This is a genomic window from Marinoscillum furvescens DSM 4134 (assembly GCF_003386095.1).
GTDB classification, from domain to species: Bacteria; Bacteroidota; Bacteroidia; order Cytophagales; family Cyclobacteriaceae; genus Marinoscillum; species Marinoscillum furvescens.
In genome coordinates, this window is sequence record NZ_QREG01000033.1 from 26889 (window position 1) to 44561 (window position 17673).

The 17673-nt window shown below is 44.6% G+C and carries 20 protein-coding genes; 14 read left to right on the plus strand and 6 right to left on the minus strand.

Annotated features, from left to right (window positions below; genetic code table 11):
* Positions 1 to 103 precede the first annotated feature (103 nt).
* Positions 104 to 538, minus strand: coding sequence for a peptidylprolyl isomerase (locus C7460_RS22245; protein WP_115870353.1), 435 nt, complete (start codon positions 536 to 538; stop codon positions 104 to 106).
* Positions 539 to 646: 108 nt separating this feature from the next.
* On the opposite strand from C7460_RS22245, the gene C7460_RS22250 reads away from it, so the two are divergent.
* The gene (locus C7460_RS22250; RefSeq protein WP_245986528.1) at positions 647 to 1489 is read left to right on the plus strand and encodes a CvfB family protein; all 843 of its coding nucleotides are present in this window, start codon (positions 647 to 649) and stop codon (positions 1487 to 1489) included.
* A 123-nt stretch (positions 1490 to 1612) separates the two neighbouring features.
* Here C7460_RS22250 and C7460_RS22255 read toward each other — a convergent pair whose 3' ends face one another.
* On the minus strand, positions 1613 to 1990 hold the full coding sequence (locus C7460_RS22255) for a hypothetical protein (RefSeq protein WP_115870354.1): 378 nt from the start codon (positions 1988 to 1990) through the stop codon (positions 1613 to 1615).
* 117 nt (positions 1991 to 2107) lie between these two features.
* On the minus strand, positions 2108 to 2668 hold the full coding sequence (locus tag C7460_RS22260) for a hypothetical protein (protein ID WP_115870355.1): 561 nt from the start codon (positions 2666 to 2668) through the stop codon (positions 2108 to 2110).
* A gap of 240 nt (positions 2669 to 2908) precedes the next feature.
* On the opposite strand from C7460_RS22260, the gene C7460_RS22265 reads away from it, so the two are divergent.
* The 5 genes from C7460_RS22265 to C7460_RS22285 are packed head-to-tail and all read left to right on the plus strand — an operon-like array spanning position 2909 to position 7827.
* Positions 2909 to 3388, plus strand: a complete 480-nt coding sequence (locus C7460_RS22265) for a nucleoid-structuring protein H-NS (RefSeq protein ID WP_115870356.1) — start codon at positions 2909 to 2911, stop codon at positions 3386 to 3388.
* Positions 3389 to 3421: 33 nt separating this feature from the next.
* The gene (locus tag C7460_RS22270) at positions 3422 to 3985 is read left to right on the plus strand and encodes a hypothetical protein (RefSeq protein ID WP_115870368.1); all 564 of its coding nucleotides are present in this window, start codon (positions 3422 to 3424) and stop codon (positions 3983 to 3985) included.
* The gene (locus C7460_RS22275) at positions 3982 to 4809 is read left to right on the plus strand and encodes a hypothetical protein (protein WP_115870357.1); all 828 of its coding nucleotides are present in this window, start codon (positions 3982 to 3984) and stop codon (positions 4807 to 4809) included. Before C7460_RS22270 ends, C7460_RS22275 begins: the two co-directional genes overlap by 4 nt.
* Positions 4796 to 7192, plus strand: a complete 2397-nt coding sequence (locus C7460_RS22280) for a leucine-rich repeat domain-containing protein (RefSeq protein WP_147303062.1) — start codon at positions 4796 to 4798, stop codon at positions 7190 to 7192. The genes C7460_RS22275 and C7460_RS22280 overlap by 14 nt, the downstream gene beginning before the upstream one ends.
* A 17-nt stretch (positions 7193 to 7209) precedes the next feature.
* On the plus strand, positions 7210 to 7827 hold the full coding sequence (locus C7460_RS22285; RefSeq protein WP_115870359.1) for a hypothetical protein: 618 nt from the start codon (positions 7210 to 7212) through the stop codon (positions 7825 to 7827).
* 59 nt (positions 7828 to 7886) lie between these two features.
* Here the strand turns inward: C7460_RS22285 and C7460_RS23575 are convergent, their stop codons facing one another.
* Positions 7887 to 8126 carry a hypothetical protein gene (locus C7460_RS23575; RefSeq protein WP_147303063.1) on the minus strand — a complete coding sequence of 80 codons (240 nt, stop codon included), beginning with the start codon at positions 8124 to 8126 and terminating at the stop codon, positions 7887 to 7889.
* A gap of 245 nt (positions 8127 to 8371) precedes the next feature.
* On the opposite strand from C7460_RS23575, the gene C7460_RS22290 reads away from it, so the two are divergent.
* Together C7460_RS22290 and C7460_RS22295 are read left to right on the plus strand one after the other, a co-directional pair.
* Complete coding sequence (locus C7460_RS22290) at positions 8372 to 9889, plus strand: amidohydrolase family protein (RefSeq protein WP_115870360.1); 1518 nt, start codon at positions 8372 to 8374, stop codon at positions 9887 to 9889.
* A gap of 290 nt (positions 9890 to 10179) precedes the next feature.
* Positions 10180 to 11598: an SUMF1/EgtB/PvdO family nonheme iron enzyme gene (locus C7460_RS22295; RefSeq protein ID WP_115870361.1), complete on the plus strand. Its 1419-nt coding sequence runs from the start codon at positions 10180 to 10182 to the stop codon at positions 11596 to 11598.
* Positions 11599 to 11797: 199 nt separating this feature from the next.
* On the opposite strand, the gene C7460_RS22300 is transcribed toward C7460_RS22295, so the two are convergent.
* Entirely contained in the window at positions 11798 to 12124 is a 327-nt protein-coding gene (locus tag C7460_RS22300; RefSeq protein ID WP_115870362.1) for a hypothetical protein, read from the minus strand.
* 221 nt (positions 12125 to 12345) lie between these two features.
* On the opposite strand from C7460_RS22300, the gene C7460_RS22305 reads away from it, so the two are divergent.
* The 6 genes from C7460_RS22305 to C7460_RS22320 all read left to right on the plus strand — a co-directional run bounded on the left by C7460_RS22305 (position 12346) and on the right by C7460_RS22320 (position 17236).
* Positions 12346 to 13518 (plus strand): HlyD family secretion protein, encoded by a 1173-nt coding sequence (locus C7460_RS22305; protein ID WP_115870363.1) that lies wholly within the window; start codon positions 12346 to 12348, stop codon positions 13516 to 13518.
* Positions 13518 to 15695 carry a peptidase domain-containing ABC transporter gene (locus C7460_RS22310; protein WP_221409608.1) on the plus strand — a complete coding sequence of 726 codons (2178 nt, stop codon included), beginning with the start codon at positions 13518 to 13520 and terminating at the stop codon, positions 15693 to 15695. Before C7460_RS22305 ends, C7460_RS22310 begins: the two co-directional genes overlap by 1 nt.
* Before the next feature lie 25 nt (positions 15696 to 15720).
* Positions 15721 to 16056, plus strand: coding sequence for a DNA-binding protein (locus tag C7460_RS22315; protein WP_115870364.1), 336 nt, complete (start codon positions 15721 to 15723; stop codon positions 16054 to 16056).
* A 59-nt stretch (positions 16057 to 16115) separates the two neighbouring features.
* Positions 16116 to 16280: a hypothetical protein gene (locus C7460_RS23920; protein ID WP_170148143.1), complete on the plus strand. Its 165-nt coding sequence runs from the start codon at positions 16116 to 16118 to the stop codon at positions 16278 to 16280.
* A 22-nt stretch (positions 16281 to 16302) separates the two neighbouring features.
* A complete protein-coding gene (locus C7460_RS24170; RefSeq protein ID WP_221409609.1) occupies positions 16303 to 16464 on the plus strand; it encodes a hypothetical protein in 162 nt (53 codons plus the stop codon).
* Positions 16465 to 16636: 172 nt separating this feature from the next.
* On the plus strand, positions 16637 to 17236 hold the full coding sequence (locus tag C7460_RS22320) for a CPBP family glutamic-type intramembrane protease (RefSeq protein WP_221409610.1): 600 nt from the start codon (positions 16637 to 16639) through the stop codon (positions 17234 to 17236).
* A 248-nt stretch (positions 17237 to 17484) separates the two neighbouring features.
* Here the strand turns inward: C7460_RS22320 and C7460_RS24430 are convergent.
* The coding region (locus C7460_RS24430; RefSeq protein ID WP_147303064.1) for a transposase domain-containing protein at positions 17485 to 17673 on the minus strand (189 nt) is incomplete at its 5' end.

The following is a 17673-nucleotide window of genomic DNA, read 5'->3' on the forward strand; positions in this document are numbered from 1 at the left end:
AAAATAAGGAATGCTTATGTTTTTCACATCATAGGGAGGAGCCAATAAAAAAGGATGCCTCCCCAATGAGAAACATCCTTTACTAATGTGCTTATCGAATGGATTATTCGGTGATGACCACTTTGTCCATTACGTCGCCCTGGCGGATGTCATCGATCACGTCTACACCTTCTACCACCTTGCCAAAGCAGGTGTGGTTTCTGTCCAGGTGAGCAGTGTTTTCACGACTGTGGCAGATAAAAAACTGAGATCCTCCTGTGTTACGTCCGGCATGCGCCATAGAGAGTACGCCTCTGTCGTGATACTGGTTGTCGCCCTCTAGTTCACAATCGATGCTATAGCCAGGTCCACCAGCTCCGGTGCCATCAGGGCAACCTCCCTGAATCACAAAATTTGGGATAACACGATGAAAAGTAAGGCCATCGTAAAACCCTTTTTCTGCCAATGTGATGAAGTTTTCAACCGTCTTAGGGGCGTCTTTTTCGTAAAATTCGATTTTCATGACACCTTTTTTGGTGTGAATCTCTGCTTTTTTCATGTTTTATCTAGTTTCTGGGCACGAGCCCATGATTTAAGGATATGTATTCGTTACAGGAAGGCGCAAAGTTAAACTACCCATAAGAAATAGAATACCTTTGCATCCAATATGGCATTACCAATAATTGAGATCGGAAAAGTAAACACCCTGAAAGTACTCAAGCAAACTGAGCAAGGTCTGTACGTAGGGGACGATGTAGAGGAAATTTTGCTTCCCAATAAATACATCCCTGAAGAGGCTCGTGCCGGGGATATGTTAGACGTTTTTATTTATACTGACTCAGAAGACCGCCTGATTGCTACCACTTTAACGCCCAAAATCCAGCGTGACGAATTTGCTTACCTCAAAGTAAAAGAAACCACACGCTTTGGTGCTTTTTTAGACTGGGGGCTGGAGAAAGACCTGCTCGTTCCTTTCAAGGAGCAATTGGATAAAATGTACGCTGGAGAGTCATACCTGGTGTACATGTATCTGGATGATGTTACGGACCGGCTGGTGGCTTCTTCCCATCTCAACAAGTTTTTGGAGACGGAGGATATAGATTTGGAAGAAGGCGAGTCTGTCGAGATTTTGATAGGTGAGCCTACCGATATAGGTTATCAATGCATTGTGAATGATACTTATAAAGGATTAGTCTATAAAAATGAGGTTTTTAAGGCGGTGCAGCCAGGTGACCGTACCATGGCATATGTGAAGCAGGTCCGGCCGGACAAGAAAATAGATTTGAGCCTGGAGCCTATAGGCTATGAAAGTATAGAGCCCAATGCTGATAAAGTTATGAAGCAGTTGAGGAGCAATGACGGGTACTTGTCGCTACATGATAAAAGTGATCCTGAGGCCATCAAAAACTCCCTACAGATGAGTAAAAAGGTCTTTAAAAAAGCCATTGGCGCACTTTATAAAAAGCGACTGATTGAATTAGAACAGGACGGAATCCGGCTGAAGAAGTAATCGGCCTTAAGTTTCATCTGCAAGAACATGCGGGTAGGTATGGGCTGGTTTTTTTGAGGGGAGTAGGTGGTAGCTGAAAAAATCGGAGATAAAAAAAAGCCCTTCAAGGTGAAGGGCTTCGGTTTAAAGTTTTACCAACTCAGCGTTGATGTTGTGATCTTTGATCAGTTCCTGAGTGAATTTCATGTGGCCATGCGGCACAAATATTTGAAATTTACCATTTTTCATTTGAGCAAGCATCTCTAGAAGCTTCCATTTGTTGATCAATTCGTTTGGCTGATCCATTTTGGTAGAAATCTCAAAATATGCTTTGCCTTCATTTTTTTCTGCTGTCACATCAGGAGTGAAGTTGATGTCGTTTGTTTTACCAGTCAATTGGTGCGGGGCTTCGTAATCACTTAAATCTGCTCTAATGTTTTCGTAACCTTGTTTTTTAATATTCTCGATCACATTAGCCAGTACATCTTCGTAAGAAATTTTGCTTCTTGTTTCTGCAAGCATAAAATTTTGAAATTTTTGTTTTTTGATTCAGTGCCTGAAGGGGAGTATTCTAATTATCGAATTTTCAAGCACTTCTGCAAAGTTAAACAATTTAATCACGCATATTGTTTGGTTTGGTCAATCTTTTCGTGGTGGAGTGATCATTATATGTGCTCTGTGTGTGCCAGGGTCCATGATCCAGGGGCCACCGGGAGAGGCAGGCGATGTGGGCAGTCCGGTAGATTCGCTAGTCGCAAAGGGAATGTAAAACACGTAGCGCAAGTGGGTATTTGTAGGACTGTTGTCATCATCAAACTCGCCTGTTAGGACATACAGCGTACTTTTGTCAGGCATCTCCAGAGCACCGCTGCGTACTTCGGCCTCTCGCTGGTCAAAGATCTCCTGATAGGTAAGACCTTCTGCACGTAAGGCTCTGCCACGCTCCATAAAGGGTTGCAATTCTTCGCTGTAAGCGGCCACACTAAATCCCTCCTTATTGGGGTCATCGCCCAGGCAGATGATTCCGTTAGTGCCTTTACGTGCCAGCGAAATAGTTCCATCTTCATCGTAGAGGTACACCGTAGCCTCTGCCCGAAAAGCCTCAGGAGCAGCCAGCGTGGCCTGGTTTATCGCTATTTTTGATTGTGCCGCAAGTGCTATGCACCCAATGCTTAAGAATAAAAAAGATAGAAATTTCATAGTAATTGAGGTTATGTGTTGTTGTACCCTGAAGTTACAAAATCAAAAGGGCAGGTACAATACATTCTCAAATTGGCGTTGGGATTCTCAACTCGACAAACGAATCCTTCGTAATAGGGTGAAATTTGCAGTTCGGAGAATTTGGAATGCTATTTGATAAAGAGGCATATGAATTGGTGTGTAATACCCGAAGCACACTAAATTCGAATTTTGAAATCTAAGGGATAAACTATTTCTGAAATGAGAAAGCTACAATTCAATACTTCCATGGTAGCGCTTTTGGCGTTGATCATCGGTTTTAGTTCGTGTAAAAACAAAAAGAAAACATCTGAAATATCCGATCCGCAGGAGGTAAAGGCACAGATAGAGCAGGAGCTTGGTGATGATGATCAGGAGCAGGAAGAGCAGCCAGAGCGAAAGGTTTCGAAAGAGCCCACAAAAACGCAAAAGCTGGATAATTACTTTGGCGCTATAGCCAACGCACCTTCTACGGCTTCAGCCAATAGCAGCATTCGTGAAGCGCTGGGGATGTTTAGCTCGCCAGATGCACCTGTCCTCATCGTGATCTACCGTGGTGATGGTAGCACAGACTATGATGAGCCTACTACCATCCGCCGATATCTGGAGTACCTAAAAGACACCAAAAACGACAAAGCCGAGGTGGAGGAGATGGTGATGGATGACTATGGCCGCATCAAGGAGCTGGTATTGAAAAAATAGATAAAGGACTAAACTAGGGATATTATGAACTATATGAAGCATATACTCGTAGCAGTGACGCTCCTGATGGGCGTTAGTGCCTTTGCACAAACCAATGTAGACCCACGTCGCAAGCAGGCGATAGACTCGCTGGCACTGGAGAAAGTCAAAGACCTGAGCAAGTACATCAGTATCATTGGTGATAAACAAACACAATTCAGTGAAGCACAGCGTGTGATGGACCGAGCAGAAGAGCTTTTTGCTCCTGATAGCGAGATGGGTGTGTCGTCCCTAAGCCGAGAGGAAATCAGCTACTACAAGGTGCGTGAGTACTTTGAAAGACTGATGGCGCTCAACTACGACAAGGTGACTATCAAGTGGTACGACATCCATTACATCAGTGACCTGGAGCGTCAGCCCGACGGTACTTATGTGGGGGTCATTACGATCTATCAGCGCTTTGAGGGTACTTCTGATGATGGTATGAGTTATAAGGATACCACCAAAAAGGATATTACCATTTACGTGAAGAAAAAGGAAACGCAGATTGCCGGGCGCACCATTGAGTTTTGGGACGTGCTCCTGGGTGATGTGCGTGTAACCGAAACATCAGCATGAGGAGGCTAGCAGGCCTGGTCATGGTATTAGGCTTTTATGCATCGGTGGGGCAGGGCCTCACCGATGATATGAAAGCTACCGAGGAGCAGCTGTATGCTTCCACCAAGCAAATCAACCAGTTTTTTCGCCGGTTCAATGGAGAGGAAGATGACCGGGGAGATCGCTATTATGAGGGAGATAAAAAGTACCGCGATAGTGGGCTGCGCCGCAAATACCTGCCCATGCTCTTCGATGAAGAAGCGGGAAGCAGTGAGGATGTTCGCAAAGATTTTGTAAAGCAACTAACAGACAGGAAAACACCTGTCTTTCTTGATTTTCACCGAGACGACTGGGTGGCGGAAGTCAATGCACAGTTTCGATTTAAAGGGCAGGATGTCACCGCCTTGCTGTACATGAAGCTACAGGCTCAGGGACAGGGCTACGAGTGGGTGATTGACGATGTGTCGTTTGAGCCTTTTAAGACCTTTTTCGAAAAAGATACCTCCGACCAGAAGCAGTTTATCCACCCAATGAGTCATGAGCTGGAGTTTATGACGCTGCGCAAGGCTTTTGCCAATAACGAGTACCCGGAGCAATACACACCGCGGAGCTATGAGCCAGATTATCTCACCTTATTTCTCTATGAAATGAAGCGAGGTAATTTGAAGTTTAAAACCGTGAAAAACGTACGGTTCCACTTTTTTGATATAGGAGGCTGGTATTTTGAACTGGCCAATTTTAACCGCCCCGGATACAACACCGGATGGCTGATCTCTAACCTGATGAAGATTCAAAATGATCAGCAGTTAGCATTATTGAAAGCATACGTATATGACAAAAACTAGACTTTGGTGGGGTTTGCTACTCGTACTGATGCTGGCAAACCAAAGTTTGGCACAGACGGCCGAGAGTGCACAAGAATCGGAAGTGAGAAGCCTGGTGAGCTTTTACCGCTACATGCTCAATACCGTAGGGGCTGCTCGTACTTCTACCCGTGACAAGGAGGTCATCATTACAGAGAGCTACAAAAAGGCGTTTTTAAACGACCAGGTGCAGATCGAAGATGACCTGCTGCCCGACCGACAGGTGATTACCAACAAAGACGTGTCGGCCTACCTGCGCGATGTTGATTTTTTCTTTCAGGACATCACGTTTTCGTTTGAAGAAATCACCGTCACCGAAGATACTCGCGAAAATGGCGACACTTACTATCTGGTATCTTTTCTAAACACCATAGATGCTACTACGCTAGAAGGGGAGCCTTACCAGTCTACCAAAAAGCGATTTTTGGAAGTAAACATAGATGAGCAAAGTGGCGACCTTAAGATCGCCAGTGTGTATACCACCAAGGTAAGCCGTGAGCGCGAACTGCGAGAGTGGTGGAACACCCTTTCGTTTGGGTGGCGCTCCATTTTTTCCACGTATGTGACACATGACAGCCTTACCGATGAGGTACTGCTCCAAATGGGAAGTATAGATAGCCTCAGCCTGGCGGGCAACCAGATGATCCAGTCGCTGGAGCCTGTGATGGCACTCACCAACCTGAAGGTACTGGACCTTTCTGACTCCAAAATCTCTGACCTGGAGCCTTTGCGCTACGCGCGAAATCTAAGAAAACTGAAGGCCGCCAATACGGCGGTGGCAGATCTGTCGGTGCTCGAGTATTTCGAAAAGTTGGAATACCTGGACCTGCGCCAGACACTGGTGCGAGACATACGGCCGATAGAGAAGCTTTCAGCTCTGCAGCATCTGAACCTATCGGGCACTAATGTGGCGGTGTTTGAGCCGCTGGATGCGCTGGATCAGCTGCTGTGGCTAGACCTATCCAATACGGCTTTTGCCAACCCAGAGCTTATAGCTGACTGTAAGCCACTGCAATACCTCAATGTAGCCAAGACTGGAATTACCGCACTGCGTGCACTGCGCGATCTCCATGAGCTAAAGGAGCTCAATGCTTCCGAAACGTACATCCATGGACTGCACGGACTGGCCAATCTGCAAAACCTACAGCTGCTGCATGTAAACCAAACGCGTGTCAATAGCCTGGAGCCTGTAGCCGAGCTAAGGGGGCTACGCCGGATTTATGCAGATTATACGGGTGTATCGGAGCAGGCAGCGTCCGATTTTATGGCCCAGCGACCTGGAGTGGTGGTGGTGACCAACAGTGAAAAAATCATGGAGTGGTGGCAGTCGCTCACCGGTGACTGGCGTGAAGCACTACAGCCTTATATGGGAGGTGTGGAGCCCTCCAAAGAGTCGGTGATCAAGCTGCTCAACCTGGACTCGCTAGATATCAGCGGCATGCAGCTGGTGTCATCCGAACCGCTCCGGAAGTTTAAGAAGCTTCGCTACCTCAATGTGAGCAACAACCTGTTTACCCATTTTCGCTTTACGCGAGAAATGGAACTGCTGGAAACACTGGTAGCACGTAAGCTGGCTGTGGAAACTACCTCAGGTTTGGCGCACAACAAACAGCTGAAGACACTGGTGCTGACCGGCAGCATTACTACCAGTATACAGGCGCTCCATGCGCTTAACAAGCTGGAGCTTCTAGACCTGGAACAAACCGAAGTAACCGATGAGCAAGTGCGACAATACCTGTTTGTAAATCCGAAAACAGTGGTGATCTACCAGTCTGATGAGCTGCTGGGCTGGTGGAACAACCTAAGCCCTACATGGCAGGATGCCCTGGCACCAGAGGAGCTGGACGCCTATCACCTGCATGAGCTCGTGCAGCGCACCGAGCTGACCATAGATGCACAGCCTGTGCTGGAGCTATTTCCATTAGATGCTTTCGTGAACCTGCAGCAACTGACACTAAACCGTACCCGCGTGACAGATCTGAGTGCCTTGCAGTCCCACGACCAACTACGGACACTTACCTGCACCAATGGTCCACTAATGACACTGGAAGGAATAGGTGACTTGCGCAACCTGGAAGCACTCAATATTGCCAATACAGCTGTGGATGACTTGCGCCCGCTTGATGGCTTGAGCAAGCTCAAAAAACTAAATGCATCGGGAACGAACATCAAGAAACTCAAAGGACTGACAGAGCTCCGAAATCTGGAAAGTTTGGATATCAGCAATACAAGGGTTTGGCGTCTCGACAGGCTTTACGATATTCGCAACCTCAAAACCCTGGTGTGCTACAACACCCGCATTCGGGCGCACAAACTGGATGAATTTAAATCTGAGTTTCCAGACTGTGAGATCACTTTTTATTAATGCATTTTTGTAAACCAATGACCAGCAATACAACATACATGAACCTTACTACCAAACTTACCTTTTGCCTAATCATCATGGTTTTTGGCACTCTCACACTCTCTGCGCAGGAGTCGCTGCAGGGGCAGTTTGAGGCTATGATGAACGAAAACTCCACCTATGAGCGCTACAAGGTGGTGCCAATCACGGATATGAATGCCTATTGGGCGCAGATAGCAGACACCCTGCAAGGGAAAAATGCACAAATCAGTGCCCTGCAAAATGAAGTAGGAGAGCTGCGTACGCAAATAGATACGCTGGAGCAGCGAGTAAGCAGCCTGCAGGCTGACCTGGCAGCGAGTGAGCAAGTAAACGATCAGATACATTTTATCGGCATACCTTTTTCGAAGGCTGCTTACCATGTGATGGTGTGGGTGATCATACTCATACTGGCAGTGGTAGCCGTGATCGCTTACCTGATGTATATACGTAGCAATAAGGTGACCACTCGTGTGAAAAAGGACTATGACAAACTGCGCCACGAGTACGATGCCCACAGAGACAAAGCCCGCGAAACGCAGGTACGACTCAAACGCGAGCTGCAGACGGCAGTAAATACCATAGACGAAATGAAACGCGGCGGAGGAAGGAGATAGGCAATTCATGCGGTAGGTTTTAGAAATTAGAAGAGCAGGCCAGTGGCCTGCTTTTTTAGTTATAAGGTGATGGAGGTATGAAAATGACGGTTTTTGGTTAATGGGTCCACCCAATCGGCATTAGCCTTGATCAAATTCAGCGGATGAGTGAATGCCGCGTGCGGACGGGTGATTGCTGGATGCGGATGAATGATCGCCGAGAGCGGATGAATGATTGCCGAGAGCGGATGAGTCATTTTCTGATGCGGATGAGTGTTTGCCGGATGCGGACGGATGACTGCCACGAGCGGATGGGGCATTGCCGGGAGCGGATGGATGATTGCCGGGAGCGGATGAGTGATTGCCGAATGCGTACGAATGATTGCCGTGAGCGGAGGACCCGGCTAATGATTTCCTTGGATTAGGAATAAATGAATTGGGATTCACCAATTCAAAAAAACGATCACCTATGAAACCTACAGGAACTTTAGCCCGTCACTACATGGGTGTCACCGCTCAAGTGAGGTGACAATTTTTTTGTACGATTCATTACCCAACCTCACCCATGAAGAAAATTTTCTTGCGCATGATGAAGTATGCGCTTATCGCTGTTGTATTCTTTGCATTGCTCATTTTGGTACTTTGGCTTTATCCACTCGCCGAGCCCCTTACCCAAAAATCTAGCGACCATAGCTACATCATCAAAGGTGTCAATATCGTAGATGCTGAAGCAGACACTGTCCTACATAATCAATTTGTATACATCAAAGGCGATCGCATTGAGCGGATCGCATCCGATGCTTTTACGCCCGATGACGCTAACATGGTGCAAGTGGAAGGAACAGGCAAGTACCTTATCCCCGGCCTGTGGGACATGCATTCGCACCTTGCTTTTCAGATCGCTCCCCAGGTGATCATGCCGCTACACATTGCTCATGGTGTTACCAACATCCGAGACATGCAGGGCATCGTAAACATCAATGAAGAGCGGAGACAGTGGCGACAAGACATCCTGGCGGAGAAGCTGCTGGGGCCGCGGCTCATTGGCTTTGCCGACGAGATAGTAGGGGCCAACTATGATGAGCAGGACGTGGTGGAAGTTGTCAACCGTACGGCCGCTGACCCGAATACCTTCATCAAAATCTATTCGGGCATATTATCAGAGCGCTATTTTGCGCTAGCGAAAGAAGCCAACGCCCGCGGGGTGGTCTTTGCTGGCCATTACCCCAATGCGATCAACCCAATAGATGCCTCCAATGCGGGTCAGCGAAGTTTTGAGCATGCCCACCTGTTTATCAAACACGCCAATCCGCTGGCGGATCAAAACCGGGAATACTACCGTGCGCTCTATTCGGATGAGGAGGTAGATGCCAGTGATCGGCCTTCGGTAGTCGCCATGTTGGAAGGTTTTGATGAAGAGCAGTTTAATGAACTGGTGGATGTAATGGTCAAAAATGAGACCTATTTCTGTCCGACCCATGTTACCAGAAGGTATGAGGCACTGGCCTATGATCAGGATTTTTTAGACGATCCCAATTTGCAATATGTGCCACCCCTGGTAGCGATGATCTGGAGCGACGATGCCTCGGGGATGCATGAGTATGCCAAACCTGACGGCATGCAAACCTATTTGGAAGATTTTTATACTAAGGGGCTAGAGCTGACCGGTCGGGCGCACGATAGTGGCGTGAAAGTGCTGGCCGGTACGGACTCGTACGATCCCTATTCTTTTCCTGGCATTAGCCTGCATCAGGAGCTGGAAGAGTTGGTAAAAGCAGGGCTCACACCCGCCGAGGCACTGGTGAGCGCTACCTCCGAGCCGGCGGTATATTTTGGCGTAACTGCCGACTATGGTCGGGTAGAAGCCGGTAAAGTGGCCGATCTGCTGCTGCTCAGTAAAAACCCGCTAGAGGATATCCGCAACACCAGGACCATAGAGCGATTGTATTACAATGGCAATCAGTATGAAAAAACTGACCTGGAGGCCATGAAAACTTATGTGGCTGACAATGCCTCAGGCATCAAAGGGTGGGCGCTATCCGTAAAGATGTTTTTGCGGCTTATGAAAGACAATAGGCATTAGTAGGTGGTCTTTTATCCGGAGGTGGTGATAGGAGCAATTGGCGATGAATGAGCCCCAATTTAGAGCCGGGCTTACCGGGTATGTTCACCTCTTACGTTAAACAATTTACAGTCTTTCATTTTCCCGCCACTTCAGGTACGAGAGAATCTGTGTCTGATTAAATGCACCTGTTTCTAAGGCTTTGCTTGATTGCTATAGGTTAAAACCGTACTTTCAATTTTTAACCGCCAGAATTAGGCTCAACCAGCTTTTATCTGCGGTGACTATTCAATTCACTAACCAATTTAACTATGAAGTCACCATTATTCGGAGTACTTTTTGCCTTATTATTTTCCAACACAGTGTTCGCACAGTCCTTGCCCTCGGGGATTGTGATGAAAGAAATTACCGGAGGGACCTTTACCATGGGAAGCAACAACCTGACGGGCTCGCCTGATCAGCAGGCTGCTGCACCCGAACACGAAGTGACGGTGAGTGCTTACACCCTTAGTGAGGCGGAAATCACCAATGCTCAATACGTGGAATTTCTGAATGCCGCTTATGCAGACGGTCTGGTGGAAGTCACCACCGGCACAGCAGGGCCTGATAAAGACAAGCAACTCATTACAGGTACTAGCTCCTCATCATACAGCGGAAAAGTGCTTTATACCCTGGATGGAACCCGGGTAATGAAAGATCACGACAATGATGACGGGGATAATAACCCCTTCACTGGTGTAATAGAGCCAGAAAACCCGCTCAATATTGCTTATATAGGTTTCGATTCCTCGTCCAAGAAATTTTATGTGAAAGACCCACATGATGCTGGTGATTTTCATTGGAAAAACCTGTGCGACTATTACGATTATGGAACTAAGCAGGGAAGCTTTGAGTCTACACTGAAAAATGATTTTGAAGACTGGAGTGGGGCAGGGCTCAAACTGTCCACAGAGCTTGAAGGCTGGACAGAAGCCAATCCCTCGGCAGCAAAAAACCTCCCTACAAAAGCAGAGGTTTCGGACTGGCCGGTGACCTTTATCCGATGGTGGGGAGCAAAGGCGTTTGCCATCTACTATGACCTGGACCTTCCCACCGAAGCACAATGGGAGTTTGCAGCAAAAGGAGGCAAAGATTTTAAGTACGCCGTGCATGATGGTGCGGATGTGGCTGATGCCAATTGGAATCAGGAAAAACTAAAAGTAGCTACCCATCACGTACGGGCTGCAGTTAGTGGTACGGCCAATCCTTTCGGCCTGTATAACCTCGCTGGCAATGCGTGGGAGTGGATCGCTGACAACTATGTAGCCCCGTATGCTACGTCTGCTGCCACAGACCCCAACATTCAGGTGTCAGGGTCAACACTACGATGCTGGAGAGGAGGCTCCTGGAATTACCATGAAGCTACTTTGCAGTCTGCTATGAGATTTTCAGACGAAGAGGACCGTGGCAATGACCATTTCGGATTTCGTATAGCTGGATCGGTAGAGGCTGAGGTGATACTTGAGGGAGCTCAAGGTAAACTATATCTCTATCCTAATCCCGCAAGCGATCGGGTGCACATAAATCTTCCCAACCAGGAGGTTGTCTCCATAGAGCTGTATTCGATCAGTGGCCGATGGATCAGGTCGATACCGGTGGGTGGGGGAAATGTAATCGATGTAAGTGATTTGGATAAAGGATATTACCTACTTCGTGTCGGTAGCCAAACACACAGACTAATCATTCAATAATTATTTAACCACCAGATACAGCGCAGGCGCTGTATCTGGTGGTTTTTTACTGGCTCTCCTAAGTCTTCAACCATCGCTAGAACTTCACAGGCGACAATGCACGCCCGGAGTTTAACAGGGTGTTTCGGTGAGCTATGATGTAAAAAAGTGCCACCTCAGGTCGCGTAGGTTACGATGAGGTGGCTTATGTATTTTGAGTCTAGCAATTAAATAATGGCTTGTGTTTTACAGCTACAAACTCACTTCGGTCTGGGTCTTGACAAGCCAATGCAGAATTGATCAGGGTGGGAGCAAGTAGATAAATCTCCTTGCGCTCAGACGTAGAATCGGACATAATACTTATTCCGTGTTCTGTTCTGTCAAAATCATCCAGTTTTGGGTAAATGCCGTGTTGGTCAAAAGAAAAGAATAGACCTCTGGCCCTTTCGATAGTCACATAAGTCATCGTAAATTCAGTGTCCGGGCATAAACAGGACTGCATGAAATCAAGTCCATATAATGCGAGCAGCGTGATGAATTTTTTCATTGGGGGATTGATAGTAATGGCTGGATGTTTTTTGGCTGGATCTAATTCAAAGCATTAGTATTTGCAATAATAGTACGAAACGTTGTATTAATTAAAGAAATTATGTAGCTCAAGAATGTTGAAGGATAACATTATTTGTGTTTTTAAAAACGGTTTCATAGCTTCATCCTTACAAATATTCAATTGCAGTTGTTTGTAATTGAAATTTAGTTGCCGCCGCTATGAAAAACCGACTGTTCCCCGAAGGATTTATTGGGTTATCCATTGAATCCTATACTTTCCGAATTAAGCCACGTTCTAAGGCTATTTACCTGACACTTCTTACTTTCCTGTTGGTCTCAATGATCCTTTTACCATTTGTAAAAATTGAGGTGTCAAGGTCTGTAAGAGGTCAAGTTTCTTCATCTGAAGACCGTCATTTTATTTCAAGTCCTGTAAGTGCTCGTGTTACGTATAGTCATCTAAAAGAAGACCAACAAGTTTTCGAGGGTGACACCTTGTTAAGATTTGATCATGAGGTTTTAAAAATTGAGCTGTTTCAACAAAATTCTGATGCTAAAGAATTGGGCCTTTTTCTGACAGATCTAGAGGGGCTATTAAATGATTCATCTGTGAATTTAAAAACCGACAGATTCAAAAGTGAATTGCTTGAATTTACTTCATCATTAAAAAAGCTAGAGATTACAAGGAATAACCTTAGAAAACAATTTATCAGGCAACAGAAACTCTTCGATGCAGAAGTGATTTCGGAATTGCAATATGAAGAAGCTAAGCTACCCTTTGATCAGATAAATGCAGAAATCGCAATTTTAAAAGAAAGTCAAAGGTCAAAATGGGAAATGGCCTTATTAGAACTAGAACGAAGACTTTCATCGGTTAAAAATCGGATTAATCAATTGAAGGAGGAAATCGACAACAGATGTGTCATAGCCCCCGCTTCAGGGTCATTGCAGAATGTTTTGGTCGTCAAAGAAGGCCAGTTTCTTCATTCAGGGACTAAGTTGGCAGAGGTTTCGCCAGGTGACAGCTTAGTAATTTCATGTTTAGTGGCGCCATGGGATATTGGCTTGTTGAGGGTTAATCAGTCGGCAACCTTTAGAGTCGATGCATTCAACTACAACGAATGGGGAATGTTGGAAGGTCAAATAAAACAAATATCTAGTGATGTCTACATGCAAGACGGGCACCCGTTTTTTCTAGTGAAGTGTTCGTTAGTCAAAGACTTTCTCTCATTGGGCAATGGGTTTGAAGGTAAATTAAAGAAAGGAATGACTGTGCAGGCGAATTTTATTGTTGCAGAGCGTAGCCTTTATAGACTATTGTATGATCATGTGGACAATTGGGTAAACCCTATGAATAGGCCAAATAATATCGCTTCCAAATCACCAAAATAATGATGAAATCTACTCTAATTAGACAGAGGGACATTACTGATTGTGGAGCTGCTTGTCTAGCCTCTGTAGCAGCTCACTACCACCTCAATCTTCCAGTTGCTAAAATAAGGCAAATAGCTGGGACAGATAGTAAAGGGACAAATGCGCTTGGGATCGTTGAAGCGGCTGAAAAGCTCGGTTTTTCCGCTAAGGGTGTTCGAGGAGGAATGGATGCATTGCATGGGATTCCAGTTCCGACCATTGCTCATGTGGTGATGAAAGACGTATTACATCATTACGTGGTGATCTATGCGGTTACTAATCAGGTTGTTAAAGTGATGGATCCGGCTCTTGGTAAAATCGAATCATATAGTCTGGCGGATTTCGAAACTATTTGGTCTGGAGTATTAATACTACTCATGCCAAATGAGAAATTTAAGAAGGGAGATGAGCGGGTTTCTGTGGCTAGCCGATTTTGGTTTTTGTTAAGCCCTCATAGGAGTATTTTGATTCAATCACTTGTCGGAGCTATGGTTTTTACACTTATAGGGTTGACTACAGCTATTTACGTTCAAAAGATAGTTGATCATGTGCTGCCAACACAGAATCTCAACCTGCTTAATGTGTTAAGTCTTGGAATGCTTGCTCTTTTAGGGATTCAGTTTGTAATCAATACATTCAAATCCTTGTTTGTCTTAAAGACTGGTCAGCAAATAGACGCTCGTCTAATTTTAGGGTATTATAAACACCTGTTAAGCTTGCCTCAACGCTTCTTTGATACCATGCGTACAGGTGAGATCATCAGCCGAATCAATGATGCAGTAAAAATTCGAGTGTTTATCAATGAAATGGCCATTGATATTTTAGTTAATTGTTTTGTTCTGATTTTTTCATTTGGGTTGATGTTTACTTATTACTGGAAGCTAGCATCGATTGTCTTGTTAGTTGTTCCTGTTTACTTTATCATCTATTGGTTTACTAACCGACTCAATCGTAAAGTAGAGCGCAACGTTATGGAATGCTCTGCGGAGTTAGAATCCCAATTGGTAGAGTCAATAAGTAGCGTAAGAACGATTAAATCTTTTGGTTTAGAATATCATGCCAACTTAAAAACTGAGTTAAGATTTGTTCGACTTATGGACAGCATATATAAGTCGGGGTTAAATGGTATTTTTTCATCTAATACCTCTCAATTAACCTCACGTTTATTCACCATTGTTTTACTGTGGATAGGTGCTGGCTATGTTGTGGATCAGACTATAACACCTGGTGAATTGATGTCTTTTTATGCTATTATAGGATATTTCACTGGTCCTGTGAGTAGTCTTATTGGTGCCAATAAGTCCTATCAGAACGCCATGATTGCGGCGGATCGTTTATTTGAAGTTATGGATCTTGAGGGTGTGCAGAATGCGGAGGGGATAAAATTGAGTCGGGACGACTTAGGAGATATCAATTTTAAAAATGTCAGGTTTAGGTATGGGACGCGCAAGACTGTATTTGAGGGATTAAACCTTACTATTAAAAAAGGATCTTTCACAGCGGTGGTAGGTGAGAGCGGATCTGGAAAGTCAACAATTGCTTCATTATTGAAAAGAATGTACCCAATAGATGAGGGGAAAATACTAATAGGTGCCCATGAAATTAATAGTATTGAACGAGATAGTTTCAATGAGCTGATATCTATTGTGCCTCAAGAGGTAGATTTATTTGCTGGGTCTGTAATTGAAAATGTTGCTCTTGGTGAGTTCCAACCTGATACGAAACGAATCATGAAGCTGGCACAACAACTTGGACTGCTGGATTTCATCAATGAATTGCCCAATGGATTCGGTAGCTATCTAGGTGAAAATGGGGTGAACTTGTCTGGTGGGCAGCGCCAGCGATTAGCCATTCTTCGTGCGCTTTATTCTGATCCTGAAATAATCATATTTGATGAGGCTACATCTGCTCTTGACGCTAAGTCAGAGCAGCTGGTCATTGAGACCATGCTTCAATTGAAAGATCAGGGTAAAACCATATTAACAATTTCCCATAAACTCAACACTGTAGCCATGGCCGACAGACTTCTTATACTTGATAATGGAAATATTGTTGGAGAAGGCACCCATGAGGAGTTGCTCAAAGGAAATGCCGACTATCAATTCCTATGGAATCGGCAAACAGGACAGCCGTTGGTCACTAGTCCATACATCTGAAATCTTACATTAAATTCTTTATTTTATGAATTTTGTAAAACAAATTGAAAGGATTCAGTTACTTAACAAGTTGATCATTCAGGAATCCACAGGTACGCCCGAAGAGCTGGCCAAGAGATTGGGAATGAGCACACGGCAGCTGTATAACCTATTTGATTCGTTAAAATGTCTTGGCGTGAAAATAGGGTATAACAAGAAGCTCAAAACTTACTATTATAAAGGCAACGCCTCCAGAATGGACGTTTCTTTCTCATTAACCTGGATCAATGATGGGGAGTGCGAAAAAATTTTTGGTGGAGTCGGACAGTGCAATTTTATTTCACTTTACATGAATACCTTCGAATCAAGATTGACCGGTTAATCTAGAGGTGAAGCCCACAGCCTATAAATGTGGGTGTTATTTAAAATTATTATTCAATCATGGAAAATTTGAATGTAGTTGAACTAAGGCAAGATGAGCTTCAGGAGGTTGAGGGGGGGCAAAAAGGTCGTCCTCAGGGTAATGGTTATACCGGTCCTGGAGCATTTGATCAACAAGATGTAATTGATGCATGGAATTGCTTCTGGGCAGGTTATAATTCATAGTAACTTTAAAAATTAGATAACGATGAAAAATTTAAAAGAAATTGAGAGTTCTGGCTTGATTTTGATGAAGAATCAAGAGCTAGAAAATGTTAACGGAGGATATGATTCATGTGACTTTTTTTATGATCTAGGGGCAGCTACAAGCATGTTTGTTACATGTCTTAGCTTTTATAGTCTAAGGTAACTTGTTGCCATTTATAACTTATCAAGTCAACTATATTTGGTTGGCTTGACTTCTTTTATTGCAAATGGTCAAAGAATTCATACTTAATCCATACTCTTTCCGAATAGATGAGCAAGTGAAAATCAAGATTTTCATTAAGTCATATTTATGTTGCGTATTTGTTTCAGGATTGATGACACTATTACTGATTAGCCTTAATATGACTTTTTTTAATGGCGCATTCGGTCATAGACTTCAGTCTTCAGGATTATATGAAAGTGATATCAATCCAATTTTTCTAGCAGTCTCAATAGTCCTACTTGGGCCAGTTGTAGAAGAGATTACTTGTCGTTTACCATTAAAAATCACACGATTTAATATTGTAGCTGCTATTTCTTGTTTTGTTCTGCTATCGTTATTGCCTCCGTGGAATGAGTTGGATGGTTCTTATCATCAAGCGCTTATTGCACTTGGAGGTGCCATGTTATTCGGGATTTTAACTTTCATATTGCTTTCAAAGTGGATGTGTGAATGTTTGTCAAGAATAGAAGGCAAATATTTAGTTTTCGGGCTGACCTGCTTCTTCGCGCTAATGCATTTATTTAACTTTTCTTTGTCAGAGATTGATATAGTTTATTTGTGGGCTGCACCATTTTTTGTTCTGCCTCAGTTTATTACTGGTTACTTTCTGGCATTTATCAGACTAAAGATCAACTTTCCTGCTGCGATCCTTTTTCATATGCTGATTAATGTTCCGGGATCTATTCATGTTCTGATGAATAATATTAACTAGGGCACAATATACTGTAGAGCAAACCTTCTGTTTCCCCCTTCAACAACCGCTAGAACTTCCCAGGCGACAATGCACGCCCGGAGTTTGACAGGGTGTTTCGATGAGCTACCAGGTAAAAAAAAGCCACCTCAGGCCGCGTAGGTCGCGCCGAGGTGGCTGATACATTTGAGGCTAGTGATTCAAAAAAATGACTTGCGATTTACGTATCCCTTCGGTGTTGAGCGTGTAGTGTAAGTTTTTGATTTTAGTTATGGGGTTGTTGGCAGTAGCTTGGAGAGGTCATTTACCTTGGTATCTGGTATGATTTGCAGGGTATTTCTTAGCCACTGATGAGGCTCCACTTCGTTGGCCTTGCAGGTGGCAAGGAATGAATAGAGCACGGCTGCCCACTGTGCTGCGTCATGAGACCTTGCGAAGAGATAGTTTTTACGACCCAG

What these genes read in the sequence shown, in the direction of transcription:
- C7460_RS22245 (WP_115870353.1), bottom strand. Translation starts at nt 538, where the DNA reads ATGAAAAAAGCAGAGATTCACACCAAAAAAGGTGTCATGAAAATCGAA.
- C7460_RS22250 (WP_245986528.1), top strand. Translation starts at nt 647, where the DNA reads ATGGCATTACCAATAATTGAGATCGGAAAAGTAAACACCCTGAAAGTA.
- C7460_RS22255 (WP_115870354.1), bottom strand. Translation starts at nt 1,990, where the DNA reads ATGCTTGCAGAAACAAGAAGCAAAATTTCTTACGAAGATGTACTGGCT.
- C7460_RS22260 (WP_115870355.1), bottom strand. Translation starts at nt 2,668, where the DNA reads ATGAAATTTCTATCTTTTTTATTCTTAAGCATTGGGTGCATAGCACTT.
- C7460_RS22265 (WP_115870356.1), top strand. Translation starts at nt 2,909, where the DNA reads ATGAGAAAGCTACAATTCAATACTTCCATGGTAGCGCTTTTGGCGTTG.
- C7460_RS22270 (WP_115870368.1), top strand. Translation starts at nt 3,422, where the DNA reads ATGAAGCATATACTCGTAGCAGTGACGCTCCTGATGGGCGTTAGTGCC.
- C7460_RS22275 (WP_115870357.1), top strand. Translation starts at nt 3,982, where the DNA reads ATGAGGAGGCTAGCAGGCCTGGTCATGGTATTAGGCTTTTATGCATCG.
- C7460_RS22280 (WP_147303062.1), top strand. Translation starts at nt 4,796, where the DNA reads ATGACAAAAACTAGACTTTGGTGGGGTTTGCTACTCGTACTGATGCTG.
- C7460_RS22285 (WP_115870359.1), top strand. Translation starts at nt 7,210, where the DNA reads ATGACCAGCAATACAACATACATGAACCTTACTACCAAACTTACCTTT.
- C7460_RS23575 (WP_147303063.1), bottom strand. Translation starts at nt 8,126, where the DNA reads ATGCCCCATCCGCTCGTGGCAGTCATCCGTCCGCATCCGGCAAACACT.
- C7460_RS22290 (WP_115870360.1), top strand. Translation starts at nt 8,372, where the DNA reads ATGAAGAAAATTTTCTTGCGCATGATGAAGTATGCGCTTATCGCTGTT.
- C7460_RS22295 (WP_115870361.1), top strand. Translation starts at nt 10,180, where the DNA reads ATGAAGTCACCATTATTCGGAGTACTTTTTGCCTTATTATTTTCCAAC.
- C7460_RS22300 (WP_115870362.1), bottom strand. Translation starts at nt 12,124, where the DNA reads ATGAAAAAATTCATCACGCTGCTCGCATTATATGGACTTGATTTCATG.
- C7460_RS22305 (WP_115870363.1), top strand. Translation starts at nt 12,346, where the DNA reads ATGAAAAACCGACTGTTCCCCGAAGGATTTATTGGGTTATCCATTGAA.
- C7460_RS22310 (WP_221409608.1), top strand. Translation starts at nt 13,518, where the DNA reads ATGATGAAATCTACTCTAATTAGACAGAGGGACATTACTGATTGTGGA.
- C7460_RS22315 (WP_115870364.1), top strand. Translation starts at nt 15,721, where the DNA reads ATGAATTTTGTAAAACAAATTGAAAGGATTCAGTTACTTAACAAGTTG.
- C7460_RS23920 (WP_170148143.1), top strand. Translation starts at nt 16,116, where the DNA reads ATGGAAAATTTGAATGTAGTTGAACTAAGGCAAGATGAGCTTCAGGAG.
- C7460_RS24170 (WP_221409609.1), top strand. Translation starts at nt 16,303, where the DNA reads ATGAAAAATTTAAAAGAAATTGAGAGTTCTGGCTTGATTTTGATGAAG.
- C7460_RS22320 (WP_221409610.1), top strand. Translation starts at nt 16,637, where the DNA reads ATGACACTATTACTGATTAGCCTTAATATGACTTTTTTTAATGGCGCA.